Origin of the sequence: Xanthomonas vasicola, assembly GCF_000772705.2 — a bacterium.
Lineage (GTDB): Bacteria > Pseudomonadota > Gammaproteobacteria > Xanthomonadales > Xanthomonadaceae > Xanthomonas > Xanthomonas vasicola.
Window position 1 is genome coordinate 141,621 of sequence record NZ_JSBW02000039.1, and the last position, 16,685, is coordinate 158,305.

The 16,685-nt window shown below is 63.2% G+C and carries 16 protein-coding genes; 1 reads left to right on the forward strand and 15 read right to left on the reverse strand.

Annotation, left to right across the window (positions count from 1 at the left end; all coding sequences use genetic code 11):
* Positions 1–155 precede the first annotated feature (155 nt).
* The 15 genes from NX05_RS10030 to NX05_RS10100 all read right to left on the reverse strand — a co-directional run bounded on the left by NX05_RS10030 (position 156) and on the right by NX05_RS10100 (position 15,988).
* Entirely contained in the window at positions 156–1,982 is a 1,827-nt protein-coding gene (locus NX05_RS10030; protein WP_039433274.1) for a flavodoxin domain-containing protein, read from the reverse strand.
* Positions 1,979–2,953 carry an FAD:protein FMN transferase gene (locus NX05_RS10035; RefSeq protein WP_039433276.1) on the reverse strand — a complete coding sequence of 325 codons (975 nt, stop codon included), beginning with the start codon at positions 2,951–2,953 and terminating at the stop codon, positions 1,979–1,981. Before NX05_RS10035 ends, NX05_RS10030 begins: the two co-directional genes overlap by 4 nt.
* 205 nt (positions 2,954–3,158) lie before the next feature.
* The gene (locus NX05_RS10040) at positions 3,159–3,962 is read right to left on the reverse strand and encodes a DUF4198 domain-containing protein (protein ID WP_039433278.1); all 804 of its coding nucleotides are present in this window, start codon (positions 3,960–3,962) and stop codon (positions 3,159–3,161) included.
* 182 nt (positions 3,963–4,144) lie between these two features.
* Positions 4,145–4,660, reverse strand: a complete 516-nt coding sequence (locus NX05_RS10045; protein ID WP_039433279.1) for a DUF2271 domain-containing protein — start codon at positions 4,658–4,660, stop codon at positions 4,145–4,147.
* Between the two features lie 22 nt (positions 4,661–4,682).
* Positions 4,683–5,324, reverse strand: a complete 642-nt coding sequence (locus tag NX05_RS10050; RefSeq protein ID WP_010369276.1) for a PepSY-associated TM helix domain-containing protein — start codon at positions 5,322–5,324, stop codon at positions 4,683–4,685.
* Positions 5,325–5,331: 7 nt separating this feature from the next.
* On the reverse strand, positions 5,332–6,090 hold the full coding sequence (locus tag NX05_RS10055) for a tetratricopeptide repeat protein (protein WP_039433282.1): 759 nt from the start codon (positions 6,088–6,090) through the stop codon (positions 5,332–5,334).
* Positions 6,083–6,769 carry a Fe2+-dependent dioxygenase gene (locus NX05_RS10060; protein ID WP_039433284.1) on the reverse strand — a complete coding sequence of 229 codons (687 nt, stop codon included), beginning with the start codon at positions 6,767–6,769 and terminating at the stop codon, positions 6,083–6,085. The genes NX05_RS10055 and NX05_RS10060 overlap by 8 nt, the downstream gene beginning before the upstream one ends.
* A gap of 47 nt (positions 6,770–6,816) precedes the next feature.
* Positions 6,817–9,135 (reverse strand): TonB-dependent receptor, encoded by a 2,319-nt coding sequence (locus tag NX05_RS10065; RefSeq protein ID WP_039433285.1) that lies wholly within the window; start codon positions 9,133–9,135, stop codon positions 6,817–6,819.
* Positions 9,136–9,479: 344 nt separating this feature from the next.
* Positions 9,480–9,809, reverse strand: coding sequence for a non-heme iron oxygenase ferredoxin subunit (locus tag NX05_RS10070; RefSeq protein WP_039433286.1), 330 nt, complete (start codon positions 9,807–9,809; stop codon positions 9,480–9,482).
* Complete coding sequence (locus tag NX05_RS10075) at positions 9,806–10,345, reverse strand: GNAT family N-acetyltransferase (protein WP_039433287.1); 540 nt, start codon at positions 10,343–10,345, stop codon at positions 9,806–9,808. The genes NX05_RS10070 and NX05_RS10075 overlap by 4 nt, the downstream gene beginning before the upstream one ends.
* A 286-nt stretch (positions 10,346–10,631) precedes the next feature.
* Positions 10,632–11,876 carry a cysteine desulfurase gene (locus tag NX05_RS10080; RefSeq protein WP_010369296.1) on the reverse strand — a complete coding sequence of 415 codons (1,245 nt, stop codon included), beginning with the start codon at positions 11,874–11,876 and terminating at the stop codon, positions 10,632–10,634.
* The gene (gene sufD / locus NX05_RS10085) at positions 11,873–13,135 is read right to left on the reverse strand and encodes a Fe-S cluster assembly protein SufD (RefSeq protein ID WP_039433288.1); all 1,263 of its coding nucleotides are present in this window, start codon (positions 13,133–13,135) and stop codon (positions 11,873–11,875) included. Before sufD ends, NX05_RS10080 begins: the two co-directional genes overlap by 4 nt.
* Positions 13,135–13,899, reverse strand: a complete 765-nt coding sequence (gene sufC / locus NX05_RS10090) for a Fe-S cluster assembly ATPase SufC (protein WP_010369299.1) — start codon at positions 13,897–13,899, stop codon at positions 13,135–13,137. The genes sufD and sufC overlap by 1 nt, the downstream gene beginning before the upstream one ends.
* 157 nt (positions 13,900–14,056) lie before the next feature.
* The gene (gene sufB, locus NX05_RS10095; protein WP_039433289.1) at positions 14,057–15,514 is read right to left on the reverse strand and encodes a Fe-S cluster assembly protein SufB; all 1,458 of its coding nucleotides are present in this window, start codon (positions 15,512–15,514) and stop codon (positions 14,057–14,059) included.
* Between the two features lie 15 nt (positions 15,515–15,529).
* Complete coding sequence (locus tag NX05_RS10100) at positions 15,530–15,988, reverse strand: SUF system Fe-S cluster assembly regulator (protein WP_010369303.1); 459 nt, start codon at positions 15,986–15,988, stop codon at positions 15,530–15,532.
* A gap of 168 nt (positions 15,989–16,156) precedes the next feature.
* Here NX05_RS10100 and NX05_RS10105 point away from each other — a divergent pair, with 168 nt between their 5' ends.
* Complete coding sequence (locus tag NX05_RS10105) at positions 16,157–16,624, forward strand: SET domain-containing protein (RefSeq protein ID WP_003487757.1); 468 nt, start codon at positions 16,157–16,159, stop codon at positions 16,622–16,624.
* The last annotated feature ends 61 nt before the right edge of the window (positions 16,625–16,685 follow it).

The following is a 16,685-nucleotide window of genomic DNA, read 5'->3' on the forward strand; positions in this document are numbered from 1 at the left end:
ATCTTGTATGTGCGTCTGCGCGCGGTTTGTAGACCGTGTTTTTTCGAAGGCCAGCGGGCGGTGTCTATGTCGAGGGTGTGCTGGACGGGCCATGGCGTCGACGCGCGTTTGGCCGATCATTGGCGTGAAAGGTCTGGCGGCGGGTGTACGGCGGGTCAGTACACGTCGCGCCGGTAGCGGCCGTCGTGTAGCAGCTGCTGTCTGACGGATGCCCCCAGAATATTGTCTAGCGCGTTGTCTACTTCAGGCGCCATGCCGCGCAAGCTGCCACAGACGTAGAGGCAGGCACCTTGTTCGACCCACAAGCGCACGTCGGCGGCGGCCGCAGCCAGTGCGTGTTGCACATAGCGTGCAGGTTGATCTTGGTCGCGCGAATACACGCGGTCCAGCCCTTCGAGCCAGCCGGTCTGTTGCCAGTGCTGTAGTTCGTCTGCGTACAGTGCATCGTACGCAGCGTTGCGTTCGCCGAACACCAACCAGTTGCGTCGCGCGCCGACAGCGATGCGTGCGCGCAGATGTGCGCGCAGGCCGGCGATGCCGGTGCCGTTGCCGATCAGCAGCATGGGCTGGTCCGGTGCAGGCGGGTGAAAGCCGGGGTTGCTGCGCAGGCGCAATGCAATCGGTGCGCCGATCGGTGCGTGCACGCACAACCAGCCACTGCCCAGGCCCAGGCTGCCGTCGCTGTTGTGGTGTTTGCGTACCAGCAGTTCGACATGACCTTCATCGGGAATTGAGGCTAGCGAATAGTCGCGATGAGGTAGGGCGACCAGGTTCCGCACCAGCGTTGCAGTGTCCAGTGGTGATGCGCTACCGATACCTGAAGATATATCCGTAATGGCAGTCGCATTCGCAGTTACGATTTCAGTCGCATGTGCATGTGCATGTGCATGTGCATGTGCATGTGCATATACAGTTCCATTTGCGTTGCTCGTGGCTAGACCCACGACATCAACCTTTGCGATTATTTTTGCTTCTAGCTTGTCAGTTGATTTCCCACGCGCAGCCATCTCTACATCAAGTTCCATAGCCGAGCCCACAGGAAGCTGTGAGCCGCTAAGCCATTCGCGCAGCGTGCGGTTTTCGATACGCTGCGCACCATCGTACTGATGGTGCTGCAACCAGGCATCCACCGTAGCGGCTGGATGCTGTGGCGCGATCTCGGTAATGTCGCCTGCTTTCCACGTTGGTAATTCACCATTGCAAGGCGTCAGCCGCAGCCGATAGATCGGTGCGCCGGCACTGCCGGGGTTGACGTGGACACGCTCGCGCAGTTCCCAGTCCGAATAAGTCGGTATATTCCAAGGCGGCTGCGCTGCAAGTGTGGGCGTCAGTTCCACCAGCTGTCGCTGCCACTGTTGCAGCGCACGTGGGTCTGCGTTGTCGACCTCGATGCGCGGGAATAACGGTGTTGCGCCGCGCGCTTGCAAGCGATTGTCGAGGCGGCGGCCGAACGCGCAGAACTGCGCATAACGTTGGTCGCCAAGCGCTAGCACGGCGTAACGCACCGCGGCCAGATCCTGGCTGTCGCCCGCAAGCCAGCCGCGCTCGGCAGCCTGCAGGTGGTCTGGTGCATCGCCTTCGCCGGTTGTGCTGACGATGCACAACAGCCGCGGCACGCGCGCGAGTTCACTGGCATCCACCGCGTCCAGCGGCAGTGCGCATGCGCCCACGCCTGCCGATTGCAGCGCAGTGGCGCTGCGCTCGGCCAGTTCGCGCGCAAAACCGGTCTGGCTTGCCCAGGCAATCAATATGCCGCTGGCCTCGCCGCGTTGCGCGGTGACGCGCGTGCGCGAGCGCCAAGCGACGATCAGGCACAGCGCGGCGTACACCGCCACGGCGAGTGCAGCCAGTTGCCAGCGATACGGCGTTGGCGGACTCCACCACATGCCGTTATACAAGCTGCCGAACCATGCGAGCAGCGCTATCAGTGCAAGCACTACAAGCCCTTTGCCGAACTGGGCGCGTGGTATTGCAAGACTCATGAAGCAGCCAGATGCTGTTCGAACGCTGGGCTCATTGATTCATGGAGCGTGTTGTTGCTGCGCCAGAGGAAGCGCACCGCCAGTTGCGCAGCGTGTGCATAGGCGAGTCCGGCATCGACGCCGAGCACGGTCATTGCCGTGGCCCAGGCATCGGCGTGCATGGCCTCGCGTGCGAGCACGGTGACGGCTGCAGGCGCGTGCGGCACCGGTGCGCCGGTGCGCGGGTCGAAAGTGTGCGCATAACGGATGCCATCGGCGTCGAAGCGGTGCCAGCGATCGCCTGAGGTGGCTACTGCCAGGCCATCCAGCGCGAGGACGCGCGAGGGCAATGCCACGCTGGCGTCTTCGTCGGGTGCCGATTCGACCAGCACGCGCCATGCGCTGCCATCGGGCTTGTGGCCGTAGCCGAACAATTCGCCGCCGACTTCGATCAACGCGCTGGTGATGTCGGCCTGCACGAGCGCGTGGTGCACGCTGTCCACGCCGAAGCCCTTGGCAATTCCCGACAGATCCAATGCCACTGCGCCAGGTTGCAGTACGCGCATGCCGTCCAGATCCAGACGCTGCCAGCCGCACCGCAAGCTGGCCAGCGCGATCTGCTCACGCGAGGGCACGCGTTGTCGGCCGCCGGAGGCGCCAAAGCCCCACAACTCGACCATCGGGCCGATGGTGGGGTCGAAAGCGCCGCCGCTGGCCTGGGCGATGTCCAGCGCGGCGCGCAGCACCGCATGGAACTCTGCGGGCAATGTCTGCCAATGACCAGCCTTCGCACGGTTGTAGCGACTGATATCTGATTCGGCTTCCCAGGTGCTCATCTGTGCCACGACACGATCCAGTGCGGCTTGGATGCATGCATGCAGCGGATGCAGGTCGCGTCCGCGGGGCGCCACCAGTTTCACGCTCCAGGTGGTGCCCATGCTGCGGCCGCCCAGGGTGGCGATGTCGTGGTCGGCGGAAGGCGCTGCAGGCATGGCGTGATCGTGTAGGTGCGGAAAGCAGCAGGATGCAGCAAACATGTGGTTCCTGCCGCGTCTGGCAGCTTAACGTGGCTAAAAAGTAGCGAGTGCTCGACGGGCGATGTGATGGCGCACAGGAATCGCAGCGGACGAGTGGTTCCTGCCGCACCGAGCACTTTCCACGCCTGTCTGTCGATATGCGCGGCAGTTTTCGCTGCTCTTATTGCGGCAGCACTTCCAGCGTGGCGACATAGCCAAGGCGCCGTTGCTTGGCCTGCGGCAGCGAGGTCTTGGCGTCTTCGCTGGTCACTTCCAGCCAGTACATCCCCGCCTCTGGCCAGGTCACACTGAAGCCACCCTTGGCATCGGTTTTGAGCTTGATCTCGTTCTGCGCATCGCGGTAACGGGTGCCGCCGCGTACGATTTCGATCTCCACCCCGGCGGCCGGTTTGCCGTCCACCTGCAGGGTGAACTGCGCGGATTCGCCAGCGACTAGATCATTTGGATGTGTGACCGGAATCAATTCAATGCCCTTGCCGCTAGGCTTGAACACGGTGGTCGTGGGTGCGCCGCGGGTGACGAAGGTTTCCACCCGATTGAGCGATTGTGATACCTGCAGTTCTTTGGCATTTTTCGGCACTTCAGTAGCGAAGCTGTTTTCGTTGCCGCGCCAGCGCTTGGGTTTGCCGTCTTCTTTCCAGCTGGCGAACAGGCCGGCGTTGATGATGGTGAGCTTGTAGGTGCCCGGCTGGGTGAGCTGCAGGTCGAACACGCTGCGGTACTTGCCGGTGGCCGGGTTCTCCGGCTTGAGCGCGCTGCCATCGGGTGCGGTGACGCTCAGGTTGTCCAAGCGCAGCGGCACGTGGTTGAAATAGAACAGGTCATTGGAGACCGCGGCATCCACCGTAATCCACGGCGCTTCGCCGGCGATGACGGTCTGCGACGGCAGCAACCAGGCCTTGTGAGCGAGTGCGTTGAGCGGCAGTGCGGCAAGCAGGGCGCCCAGGACGAGCGAGCGTTTCATGACAACTCCTTGAAAGACGATGGCGACGATGGGTCACGTGTCCGATCAGCGCCAGACTGCAGCGCTGTGTGGATGCGTGGAAGACGATGGATTAGAGCTGCAGGAATTGGCGCAAACGCGCAACGTGTGCGTTACAAAATTAAAAGCGACGTGCTGGACAGATACGAACGGCAACGCAGCGCTCAGGGCTTTGCAACCAGACTGACTGCACCGAGCTCGCTGCTGCCGCTGGCCTTTGCTGTCTGTGCCGAGGTCGCCGGCCAGGTGAAAGGCACCTTGATCAGTTCGCGGCCACCCACTTCGCGTGCAGCTTCCACCACCAGCGTGTATTGCCCTGCAGGCAGCGACTTCAATGCGCCCTTGGTGTCCGAGAACGACAGCGCATGTGCGCCGGCCGGACGGGTAGGGCCGGTCACGCCATCGACCGGCACGGTCAGAGTGCGGCCGCTCTTGCGCCACCACTGACGCAGATCCGGCAGCCACTTGGTGCCATGGCCTTCGGCGGTGTCCTTGGATTGATACCAGACAGCCAGATTGGTGGCGACCTTCTGGTCTGCGCCTTCCAGCCAGATCGCCACATACGGGCGGTGGTATTCGGCGACATTGAGCTTGGGAATTTCGACGTTGATGTCGAGCGTGGCTGCATACGCCGGCATGGCGAGCAGGCCGCTCAAGGCGATGGTCAAGGTGGCGCGCATGATCGTCTCCGTTAGGCAAAAGTCAGTGGATCAATAGCAGGGCAAGCAGGAATGGAATCAGCACGCCCAGGCCGACCAGCGGCCAGGTCATGCGCCGCTGGCGCGCATGCAGATGCAGCAGGAACAGGCCGGTGATGCAAAACACCAGGCAAGCGATGGCGAACACATCAATAAACCAGCCCCAGGCCGGCCCGGCGTTGCGGCCTTTATGCAGATCGTTGAGATAGGCGACCCAGCCGCGCGATGTGCGCTCGTATTCGATTGCGCCCGTCGCACGGTCCAGGCTCAGCCAGGCGTCGCCGCCGGGGCGCGGCAGCCCGATATACACCTCGTCGGCCGACCATTCGCCGTCGCGTGTGCCGACGCTGATATCGAGCTGGCGCCCCAGCCATTGCGCCACGCGCGGCGGCAGCGGTGCGTTGCCGTCCTGCCGCGTGCCCAGCGTCTGCAGTAGCGCGGGCGGCAGTGTCAGCGTGCGTTGTTCGGTCGACGGGCTGGCCTCGATACGTGCGGCGTGATTCAAAGTCAGCCCGGTGATCGTAAACAGCAGCATGCCGATCAGACACAGCGCCGAGCTGATCCAGTGCCATTGATGCAGCATGCGCAGCCAGAAACCGCGGCGCTGCTGTGCGGTGGCGAGGGAAGTGTCGTTTGACGTCGACATGCTGCGCTCAAGCCACGTCTGCGGGGACGCGAGGCTGCAGTTGGAGCTGCCGTGCGGCCACCTCGTGCAGTAAAGCATGCAGGCGTGGATGGCGCGTGCCGGCCAGCAACGGCGTGAGCTGGTGCAGAAAGCCGGCATGACCACCTGCGATGGCGCGGCGCATCCACTGTTCGGCATCATCAAGCTCGCCGCTGTCGGCAAGCAGCGTGGCGTAGCCGGCCTGGCCGCGGAAATCGCCAGCTTCGGCAGAACGCTGATACCAGGCGCGTGCGGCTACCGGATCGGCATCGCAAGCGAGCCCTTGATCGAGATAGCGCGCCAGGAAGTTCATCGACTTGGCATGTCCGCGTTCGGCCGCACGGCGATACAGCGCCAATGCCTGCGTGTGGTCCTGCGCCACGCCGCGCCCGGAGGCGTACATGTGCGCCAGGTTGTACATGCCCCAATCCAGCCCAAGTTCGGCGGCGCGGCGATACCACAACACGGCCAGCATCGCGTTGATGGCCGTGCCGAAACCCAACTCATGGCAACGGCCCAGCTGATTCATCGCCTCCGCGTGGCCGGCGTTGGCAGCCACTTCGTACCACAGCATCGCCGCGGCCGGATCTGCGGCAATGCCGCGTCCTTCGGCGTACATCTGCGCGAGCAGGAGTTGTGCGCCCACGTCCTGGCGCGCAGCGGCTTTGTGCAACAGCGCGCGTGCCTGTTCCGGTTGCGTGCGCAGCAACGCTGTCAGCTGCGCGAGGTCCAGCGCCGGCTCAGACATCGGCCCATTGCCGCAACAGGTTGTGATACACGCCGGTGAGCTGGATCAATGAAGGATGGCCGGGCGTGTCTTGGGTGAGGCGGCGGATCGAGACATCCAGTTCGAACAACAGGCGGCGCTGCGCCGCATCGCGCAGCATGCTTTGCGTCCAGAAAAAACACGCCGCGCGCGTGCCGCGTGTGACCGGCATGACCCGGTGCAGGCTGGTGCCCGGGTAGATCACCAAGTGCCCTGCCGGCAGCTTGACCGACTGCGTGCCGTAGGTGTCTTCGATGACCAGCTCGCCACCGTCGTAACTGTCTGGGTCGCTGAGAAACAGTGTGGCGGAGACGTCGGTACGCACCGGATCGGCGCCGCCGCGACTGCGGTCGTAACGCACCGCATTGTCGACGTGATACCCGAACGACTGCCCGCCGCTGTAGCGATTGAACAGCGGCGGATAGATACGCCGCGGCAATACCGCCGAGAAGAATGTGCTGCTGCGCGAGAGTGCCTCCAGTACCAGCGCGCCGGCTTCGCGCGCGATGGCGCTGTCTTCGGGCAGCTGCGCATTGTCCTTGGCCTGCGCCGATTGATGGCCGGCAGTGATGCGTCCGTCTGCCCAGTCGGCTGCATCCAGACGTGCGCGCAACTCGCTGAGCTGTGCGGGGCCGAGAACATCGGGAATGGGCAGCAACATGCGGTTGTCTCAACGCCGCCCGCGCGGGGCGGACGACGTGCCAGAGGTTAGAAACTGAAAGTGGCGTTCAACACCGCCGAGCGGCCATCGCCCGGCAACGCCCAGCCGCTGCCGGCGGTGACGGTGCCAGCAGCATTCACGGTGAGGTTGTTGCGGATACTGGTGTAGTACACCTTGTCGAACAGGTTGTTGACGTTCAACTGCAGGCTGAGCCACTCGTTGACGCGCAGGCCGACCATTGCGCGGTGCACCCAATACGCGTCGGTCTTGCGATACACCGCAGTCGAGGTATTGTTCGGATAGAAACTGCCCTGGTAGTTGACGCCGTAGCCGAAGGTCCACTGGTTGAGCTGATACGTGGTCCAGAGATTGCCGGCGTTACGCGGGGTCTGCACTAACTCGCGCCCGGCGATGGGGTCGCCGGTAAGGCTGGCAGTGCGGTTGGAGACGCTCTGCAGCACTTCGCTATCAAGGAAGGTGTAGTTGGCGAAGATCGACCAGCGGTCGGTCAGATAGCCGGCCGCGCCCAGCGCGATACCATCCACGCGCGCCTTGCCGTCCAGTACCTGTTCGGGGATCAGCGGGTCGCCACTATTGACCTTGTAGTTCTCGCGCTCGTTGCGGAACACCGCTGCGGTCAACGCCAGACGCTCGTTCAACACGTCCCACTTGCCGCCCAGTTCGATATTGACGGCGTTTTCCGGTTCGATATTGCAGTTGGCGCCCACGGTGGCCGTGGCGATTGGCGTGCACGAGCCGTTGACTGAGGCCTTGGAGGGCGTCTTGCTGTTGGCGTAGAACAGATACAGGCTGGCGTTTTCGACCGGCTTGAACACCAAGCCGGCGCGATACGAAAACAGATCGTCCTTGCTACCGGCAGGGAAACCCGCGGTCACGCCGGTGATACCGCCAGCGGCATTGACGGTGTAGGTGGTGGTGTCGCCCTCGTTGTGCTCGTAGCGGCCGCCCAGGTTGAGCATCCATTGCTCGTTGAATTGCAGCGTGTCGAACAGGTACAGCGCCTGATTGGTCAGGCTGCCTTTGCTGTGGCCGGTGCGGAAATAGTTCTGCGGGCCGGTCCAGATGTTGTACGGATTGTCGAACGATTGCAGCGGGTAGGTGATGCCGGTGGTGGAGCCGTCAGCGTTGCGGAAGATCGTGCCGCTATCCAGTTCGAAGTCTTCCTTGCTGAAGGCCACGCCGGCGACCACGCGATGCTCGATCGCACCGGTGTGCAGCGTGGCGGTCAGATCGGTTTGGCTATGCGCGATGAAATTTTCGGTGTCGCGCACCAGGCCGCGCGGCCCGCTGTTGGGATTCCACGTGGAGGGCGGCTGGCCGACGCACGCACGGCCGGTGTAGGCGTTGGTGTTGTTGGGCAGGCACCAGGTGCCTTCCGGTGCAGTGGCGGTGGTGCTCTGATCCACGCGCTGCAGCCGCGCCAGGCTGCGCAGCTTGACGTTTTCGTCGAAGTCCATTTCCAGCATGCCGGTGAGCATGTCCACATCGATTTCCTGACGCGACACATTGCGATAGCCGTAATAGGTCTCGCGGTCCACGCCCGGTAACGGCCCGTCGTTGAACGGGCTGAGCGCGAACGGTACGCCGTACTGCGGCAGGTTGTTGTCGTGTTGGTGCAGGTAGCTCAGTGTGAAGCGCGTGTCTGAGCCCAGCCCGAAGGCCACCGACGGTGCAAAGCCCCAGCGGTGACGGAATTCCTCATCGCGGCCGGGCACGTCCTGGGTGTGGCCCATCGCGTTCAAACGCACGGCGGTGCCGTCTTCGAAATCGTAATTGCTGTCGGCAGTGAGGCGACCGTAGCGGTCGCTGCCGCCACCGATCATGACGTTGGTGAAGTTGCCCTGGCCGGCGGTCTTGGTGACCAGATTGATGTTGCCGCCCACCGAGCCGGCGCCGGACATGGCCGAGTTGGCGCCGTTGATCAACTCCACCGACTCAAGATTGAAGGTGTCGCTGCGGCTGTACTGCGCGCTGTCGCGCACGCCGTCGGTGGTGATGTCGCTGCTGGCGGTGAAGCCGCGCAGATTGATGCTGTCGCCGTAGCCGCCGCCGCCTTCGCCCGCACCGAAGGTGATGCCGGGCAGGGTGCTGAGTACATCGCGCAGCGACAGCAGATTTTGCTGGTCCATGGTCTGCTTGGTGACCACGGTGATGGTCTGCGGCGTGTCACGCAGCGCCTCGGTGTACTTGGGTGAGGACGGCTTCTGCGCACGTTCCTGCTGCACCCGGATTGCATCCAGATCCACCGCTCCCGGAGGCGCCGGCGCATCGTCAGGTTGGGCGAAAGCGGGGGCGGACAGCGTCAGCAATACGGCCGAGGCGAGCGGGGAAGTGCGAGGAGTCATGGAAGGTCTCAAAGAAGTGCGAGGTTCCTACCTGGCGATGGCTTGGCGGATGCGGGATGTGATGCGTTGGACGCTGCGCCGGCTAACTCAAAATGCTTTGCCGACCGACGCATATCCCAGACAGGCCGAAGCGCTGTGCACTAAGGCACAGCCAAGGGGAATGAACGGAGCAGGAGTCGAGCAGTGCTAAGTGCATGAGATCGCAGGCAGGCCAGTTGTTAAGAAGGCCTTAAGAGCGCATCTTAAATGCAAATCATTCTTCTTTGCAATATGTACTAATCGACGATGCCGCCAGCTGCGCCGTGGCGGTCTCTAGCGTGCAACACATGCTTGAAAGCGCCCGCTTAGCGGTCGTCGCGCGTCCAGATGCCGTCGTGTTCGCGCTTGACCGGGAATTTCGCCACGGCGGTGTAGGCGGGCGCGCACAATGGACGACCGTCGCGGATATCGAAGCGTGCGCTATGCAACTGGCACTCGATGATGCCGGCAACAGGGTCGAAGGTGCCGGGCGATAATTCGTAGTCTTCGTGGCTGCAGCGGTCTTCCAGCGCGTACAGCGCGCCATCGAGGTTGAACACGACGATCGGCGCGTCGGTGACCTCGTCCCAGACGGTCCGCATTTCACCGGGCAGCAATGCGTCGCTGGCGCAGACAAAGGTCCAGGTGTCGCTCACGGCGTTGGCCCGTTCAACTGTTTTTCCAGCACCTCAAAACGCAGATCCTGGCGCAGCGGAATGCCGAAGCGTTCATCGCCATACGGGAAGGGTTTGACGATACCGGTGCGGCGGTAGCCGCGGCGTTCGTAGAAGGCGATGAGTTCACTGCGCACATCGATGACGGTCATGCGCATCATCGGTAGTTGCCATTCGCTGTGCGCAATGCGCTCGGCCTCGGCCAACAGCGTCTTGCCGAGCCCGCTGCCCTGCAGCGATGGATCGACTGCAAACATGCCGAAATATCCAGCGCCGTGGTCGTCGGCGATATGCGCGCAGGCCTGCAGGCGCCCATCCTGTTCGACCAGAAGCACCAGGCTGCGCTCGCGCAGAATATCTTCGCGCAGCACTACAGGGTCGATACGCGCGCCATCGAGAATATCCGCCTCGGTGGTCCAGCCCACGCGGCTGCTGTCGCCGCGATAGGCCGAGGTCACCAGCAGGACAAGGGCGTCGATGTCATCGACGGTGGCGGTGCGGAAAGTGGTGGTCTGCATAGGGGCAGTTTAATCGGGAATCGGGAATCGCTGAAGCTTGAGCGGTTGCATCAGATATGCACGCCAGTTAGTTCGGTGCGCGCAGGATATGTTGAGCAAGCCCCTCTCCCCTCGGGAGAGGGGTTGGGGTGAGGGTACGGAGCGAAGCGCTCGTGCAGTCGAACAACGCCAGGCTTCGCACGTACCCTCATCCGCCCCTTCGTGGCACATGCTCCCCCATGAAGGAGGACAATGTCCCGGCGGTAGAAGGAACTGCAACGGCGCAGCGCATTGAAGGGTCTACCACTTACCCAAGCAGCGTCCGCACCTTCTTCAACGCGGCAACGAAGCGCTCGATCTCGTCATGCGTGTTGTAGAACGCCAGCGAGGCGCGGCAGGTGGCGGCGACACCGTAGTACTGCAGCAGCGGATGCGCGCAGTGTTGGCCGGAGCGCACTGCGACGCCTTCCAGGTCGAGCAGGGTGGCCAAATCGTGCGAATGTGCGCCGTCGATCAGGAACGACACCACCGCGGCCTTGTCGGGCGTGGTGCCGAAGATGCGCAGGCCATCGATGCGCTGCAGCTCTTCGGTGAAGTGGGCGAGCAGCTCGGCTTCGCGCGCTTCCACGTGCGCCAGCCCGACCGACTCCAGGTAATCCACTGCTGCACCCAGGCCGATGAAACCGGCAATGTTCGGTGTGCCGGCTTCGAACTTGTGCGGTACGTCGTTGAAGACGGTGTTCTCGAAGCTGACTTCCTTGATCATCTCGCCGCCGCCCAGAAATGGCGGCATCGCCTGCAGATGTTCGCGACGTGCCCACAGCGCGCCGGTGCCGGTGGGCCCGCACATCTTGTGGCCGGTGATGGCATAGAAATCACAGCCGATGCTAGCCACATCGATGCGCCGATGCGGTGCCGCCTGCGAGCCGTCCACCACGGTGACGATGCCGCGCTTGCGCGCCTCGCGGCAGATCTCGCGCACCGGGTTGACCGTGCCCAGCACGTTGGAGACGTGGGTAATCGCCAGCAGCTTCACCTCCGGCGTCATTGCCTTGCGCAATGCATCCAGATCCAGCGCGCCATCGGGCGTGATTTCGGCCACGCGGATGGTGGCCCCAGTGCGTTGTGCCACCAGCTGCCACGGCACGATGTTGGCGTGGTGCTCCATGCGCGAAACCAGGATCACATCGCCTGCGCCCAGGCGCGGCAATGCCCATGAATAGGCCACCAGATTGATCGCGAAGGTGGTGCCGCTGCACAGCACCAGCTCGTCGGCGCGCACGTTGAGAAAACGCGCGAGCTTGCTGCGCGCGCCTTCGAACGCATCGGTGGCTTCAGAACCCAACGCATGCACGGCACGGCTGACGTTGGCGTTCTGGCGGCGATAGAACTCGTCGGTGGCCGCAATCACCTGCAGCGGCTTCTGGCCGGTGTTGGCGTTGTCGAAATAGATCAGCGGCTTGCCATGTACCTGCCGCATCAACAGCGGAAAATCCAGGCGTACACGGTCCCAATCGGGTGCCACGCTGTGCGGGACGGCGGGCATATTCATGCCACGCCTGCCGAGTTCAACGCACGGTCCAGCTGCAGTGCCAGCACGGCGCTCAAGGCGGGCGGCAGTACGCGCAAGGGCTCGTGACAGAACGCCGCGCTAAGCAAGCGTTGCGCTTCTTCCTGCGGCAACCCCCGCGAGCGCAGGTAGAACAATGCGTTGTCGTCAAGCTGCCCTACCGTGGCGCCGTGCGCAGCCTGTACTTCGTCGGCATCGATCACCAGCACCGGCTGGGTATCGATTTCGGCGTTGGACGACAGCAGCAGATTCTTGTTGGACAGCCGCGCATCGGTGCCGTCGGCACCTGCGCGGATGCGGATGCCGCCATGGAAGACCACGCGGCTACGGTCTGCGCCCACACCGCGCCATACCAGTTCGCAGGCGGTGTCGCGCGCAATGTGCTCGATGCCCAGGCGCGTGTCGACATGCCGGCGGCCATTGCCGAGCAGCACGCCATTGGCGGTGAGCTGCGCATTGCTGCCCTCGAGACGGACGTTGAGTTCGTGCCGCGATAGGCCTGCACCCAACTCCAGGTCCACACGCTGGTAGCGTGCGTTGCGCGCAAGGACTGCGTCGGTCCGCAGCAACGAGGTGGCATGCGCGCTATTGGCCTGCATGCGCGCATGCGAGAGCGCTGCGTCCTGCGCCAGATGCACATGCATCACGCTGTTTTCCAGATGTGCGGCATCGCCCACGTGCAGATGATGCTCGACCACCTGCAACGCAGCGCCGGCACGCACTTCGATCAAGTGGCGGTGATGCCAGGACAGGTCGTGCTCACCGGTCACGCTGACGAACACCAAATGCAGCGGCAGCTCGATCTGCGCACCGTCGCGCACGCGCACCAGCACGCCTTCGTCGGCAAGTGCAGTATTCAGGCGCGCAAAGATTTCGTCGCTGCCGTCGAAGCGGCGGCCCAGCAACTGCTGTGCGTCATCGCCTGCAGCCAGCGACGCCGACAAGGTGTCCAGCTGCATGCCATCCGGCAAGGGGGACAGGTCGCTCAGCGCTTCGGACGGGCGACCATTGACGAACACCAGACGCGGCGATGGGATGTCGTCCAGCGCAGCAGCATCCACCAGTGTTGGCACCAGCGGAGCGGGCTGGAAGCTGCGACGTTCAAGCTGCCGCAGTGAGGTGTACTTCCAGGCTTCGGCACGCGGGCCGGGCAGGCCAGTTTGCAGCGCGGCATCGAGCTCGGCACGACGGGCATCGTCGCCGCTGAAGCCGCGTGCCAGGGAATCGAGCAGGGCGCTCATCAGGCGGCAACCTCAGGCACCACACGGTCCTTCAAAAAGTGGTAACCGTGCTTTTCCAGTTCCAACGCCAGTTCCGGGCCGCCGCTCTGCACGATGCGCCCCTCGGCCAGCACATGCACCACGTCTGGCTTGATGTAGTCGAGCAGGCGCTGATAGTGGGTAATGACCAGGAACGAACGCTCCGGCGACCGCAGCGCGTTGACGCCGTCGGCCACGCTCTTGAGTGCATCGATATCCAGGCCGGAATCGGTCTCGTCCAGGATGGCGAGCTTGGGCTCAAGCACGGCGAGCTGGAAGATCTCGTTGCGCTTTTTTTCGCCGCCGGAAAACCCTTCGTTGACGCCGCGATGCAGCAGCTCATCCTTCAAATGCAGCACGGCCAGCTTCTGGCGCACCAGCTTGAGGAACTGCATCGAATCCAACTCATCTTCGCCACGCGCCTTGCGCTGCGCATTGAGCGCGGCACGCAGAAAATAGGTGTTGTTGACGCCGGGAATTTCCACCGGGTACTGGAAGGCCAGAAACAGGCCGGCGGCGGCGCGTTCTTCTGGCGGCAGATCGAGCAGATCCTTGCCTTCGAATTGCACGGTGCCCGCAGTGACGTCATAGCCGTCGCGGCCGGCGAGCACGTTACCCAGCGTGGATTTACCCGCGCCGTTGGGCCCCATGATGGCGTGCACCTGGCCGGGCTGGATGTCCAGCGACAGACCCTTGAGGATGTCTTTGCCGGCGATGCTGGCGTGGAGGTTGTTGATTGTGAGCATGGGATTTTCCATCAGATTCTTTTAGCCCCTCTCCCACCGGGAGAGGGTTGGGGTGAGGGTACGGGCCAGGCGTTGCGCGGTCGGGTGCACGATGCTTCGCTCGTACCCTCATCCTGCGCTGCGCGCCACCTTCTCCCGGGGGTGAAGGGTAGGCGCGTCAGCCGACGCTGCCTTCCAGCGAGACTTCCAGCAGCTTCTTGGCTTCCACCGCGAACTCCATCGGCAGCTCGCGGAAGACCTGCTTGCAGAAGCCGTCGACGATCAACGACACCGCATCTTCCTGGCTGATGCCGCGCGCGCGGCAATAGAACAGCTGGTCGTCGCTGATCTTGGAGGTGGTGGCCTCGTGCTCGACGGTGGCGCCCGGATTCTTCACCTCGATATAGGGAAAGGTGTGCGCGCCGCACTGCTTGCCGATCAATAGCGAATCGCACTGCGTGTAGTTGCGTGCGCCATCGGCATTACGGTCCACCTTGACCAGGCCGCGATAGGTGTTCTGGCCACGCCCGGCGCTGATGCCCTTGCTGACGATCTTGCTCTTGGTGCGCTTGCCGATGTGGATCATCTTGGTGCCGGTGTCGGCCTGCTGACGATGGTGGGTCAGCGCAACCGAATGGAACTCGCCCACCGAGTCGTCGCCAATCAGCACGCACGACGGGTACTTCCAGGTAATGGCCGAGCCGGTTTCGACCTGGGTCCAGGTCACCTTGCTGCGCGCGCCACGGCATTCGGCACGCTTGGTGACGAAGTTATAGATGCCGCCGCGGCCTTCTTCATCGCCGGGGTACCAGTTCTGCACGGTCGAATACTTGATTTCGGCATCTTCCAGCGTCACCAGCTCGACCACCGCTGCATGCAACTGGTTTTCGTCGCGCATCGGTGCGGTGCAACCTTCCAGATACGACACGTAGGCCTGGTCTTCGCACACGATCAAGGTGCGTTCGAACTGGCCGGTATGGCCGGCATTGATGCGGAAGTAGGTGCTCAATTCCATCGGGCAACGCACGCCCTTGGGGATGAACACGAAACTGCCGTCGGAGAACACTGCCGAGTTGAGGGCGGCGAAATAGTTGTCGCCCACCGGCACTACGCTGCCCAGGTACTGCTTGACGATCTCTGGGTGCTCCTTGATGGCCTCGGACATCGAGCAGAAGATCACACCCTTTTCGGCCAGCTCCTTGCGGAAGGTGGTACCGACCGAGACCGAATCAAACACCGCATCCACGGCCACGCCAGCCAGCTTGGCGCGCTCGTGCAGCGGCACGCCGAGCTTGTCGTAGGTGTCCAGCAGTTCCTTGGGCACATCGTCCAGCGAGGCGTACTTCGGACCCTTGGGGGCGGAGTAATAGCTCAGCGCCTGGAAGTCGATCGGCGAGATCTGCAGCTTCGCCCATTCCGGCATCGGCATCTTCAACCAATGACGATAGGCCTCAAGACGCCAGTCGGTCATCCATTGCGGCTCGTCTTTCTTGGCCGACAACGCACGGATGATGTCTTCGTCCAGACCGGGCGGGAGCGAGTCGGATTCGATCTCGGTGATGAAGCCGGCGTCGTAACGTCGACCCAGCCGTTCGAGGATCTCGGCGTTCTGCGGAGGAGCAAGTTCGGTGGCCATTGGGCTGCCTACAGGTCAGGTGGTCGCGACGCGTGCGGCGATGGAGCGCCGACGGCTGTCGCCAGGGAGGGAGAGGGGCTGCAACATTTGCGCGAGCGTGACACGACGCAAGGCATCGCCGACCACGTCGTTGATCAGGCGCCAGTTCGAGCGCACGCCGCAGCGCTGCGCAATGCCGCACTGGCTGTGGTCCTGGCTGCATTCGGTGATCGCCAACGGGCCTTCCATCGCCTCGACGATCTCCACCAGGGTGATGTCGCTGGCAGCACGCGCAAGCCGGTAGCCGCCGTGTACGCCACGTAAGCCTTCAACCAGACCTGCTTGCGACAAAGGCTTGAGGATCTTGCTGACGGTCGGCGCTTCCAGGCCGGCCTGTTCGGCCAACTCGCTTGCGCTGAGCACCTGATCGCAGTGTGCCGCCAGGACGGTCAGCACGACAGTGGCGTAATCAGTGAGTTTGGTGACGCGCAACATGGGAGCGAATCCGAAAGCGGACCGAAATTGTACTCTTTCCAGCAAGGCAGGGCCAATGGCGCGGTTCAGCCTCCGGCAAGCGTGGCCCATTGCGGCGAGTGCTGCGCTTGTGCTTGGCGCATTGGCGCGCTGCGGTCACAATGAGCGGCCCCATCACTGGACCCTTACATGTCGCGCAAAGTTGCCGCTCGCAAGTCACGTATCCACGGCAATGGCATGTTCGCCCTCGCCCCGCTCCGCAAGGGCGAGCGCATCATTCAATACAAGGGTCGCTTGCGCACGCATGCCGAAGTGGATGCGGACGACACCGGCGACGTAGAGAGCGGGCACACCTTTCTGTTTACGCTCAGCGATGATTACGTGCTGGATGCCAACTACGAAGGCAATGTGGCGCGCTGGATCAACCACAGCTGCGATCCTAATTGCGAGGCGGTGATCGAAGAAGCCGAGGGCGACGACCGCCGCAAGGACAAGATCTTTATCGAGGCCAAGCGCGACATCAAGCCCGGCGAAGAGCTCACCTATAACTACGGCATCACCCTGGCCGAGCGTCACACGCCGCGCCTGAAGAAGATTTGGGAATGCCGTTGCGGCTCCAAGAATTGCACCGGAACGATGCTGCAGCCCAAGCGCTGAGCATGAAGGTGGCGTCACGCACTGACGCCACGCATACATCGGTTCACGGGTGCGCAACGGC

Excerpts from the sequence above, each read along its gene's own strand:
- NX05_RS10105 (WP_003487757.1), top strand. The coding sequence starts at position 16,157 with ATGTCGCGCAAAGTTGCCGCTCGCAAGTCACGTATCCACGGCAATGGC.
- NX05_RS10065 (WP_039433285.1), bottom strand. The coding sequence starts at position 9,135 with ATGACTCCTCGCACTTCCCCGCTCGCCTCGGCCGTATTGCTGACGCTG.
- sufC (WP_010369299.1), bottom strand. The coding sequence starts at position 13,899 with ATGCTCACAATCAACAACCTCCACGCCAGCATCGCCGGCAAAGACATC.
- NX05_RS10100 (WP_010369303.1), bottom strand. The coding sequence starts at position 15,988 with ATGTTGCGCGTCACCAAACTCACTGATTACGCCACTGTCGTGCTGACC.
- NX05_RS10045 (WP_039433279.1), bottom strand. The coding sequence starts at position 4,660 with ATGCGCGCCACCTTGACCATCGCCTTGAGCGGCCTGCTCGCCATGCCG.
- NX05_RS10040 (WP_039433278.1), bottom strand. The coding sequence starts at position 3,962 with ATGAAACGCTCGCTCGTCCTGGGCGCCCTGCTTGCCGCACTGCCGCTC.
- NX05_RS10075 (WP_039433287.1), bottom strand. The coding sequence starts at position 10,345 with ATGCAGACCACCACTTTCCGCACCGCCACCGTCGATGACATCGACGCC.
- NX05_RS10080 (WP_010369296.1), bottom strand. The coding sequence starts at position 11,876 with ATGAATATGCCCGCCGTCCCGCACAGCGTGGCACCCGATTGGGACCGT.
- NX05_RS10030 (WP_039433274.1), bottom strand. The coding sequence starts at position 1,982 with ATGAGTCTTGCAATACCACGCGCCCAGTTCGGCAAAGGGCTTGTAGTG.
- sufD (WP_039433288.1), bottom strand. The coding sequence starts at position 13,135 with ATGAGCGCCCTGCTCGATTCCCTGGCACGCGGCTTCAGCGGCGACGAT.
- NX05_RS10055 (WP_039433282.1), bottom strand. The coding sequence starts at position 6,090 with ATGTCTGAGCCGGCGCTGGACCTCGCGCAGCTGACAGCGTTGCTGCGC.
- NX05_RS10060 (WP_039433284.1), bottom strand. The coding sequence starts at position 6,769 with ATGTTGCTGCCCATTCCCGATGTTCTCGGCCCCGCACAGCTCAGCGAG.
- NX05_RS10035 (WP_039433276.1), bottom strand. The coding sequence starts at position 2,953 with ATGCCTGCAGCGCCTTCCGCCGACCACGACATCGCCACCCTGGGCGGC.
- sufB (WP_039433289.1), bottom strand. The coding sequence starts at position 15,514 with ATGGCCACCGAACTTGCTCCTCCGCAGAACGCCGAGATCCTCGAACGG.
- NX05_RS10050 (WP_010369276.1), bottom strand. The coding sequence starts at position 5,324 with ATGTCGACGTCAAACGACACTTCCCTCGCCACCGCACAGCAGCGCCGC.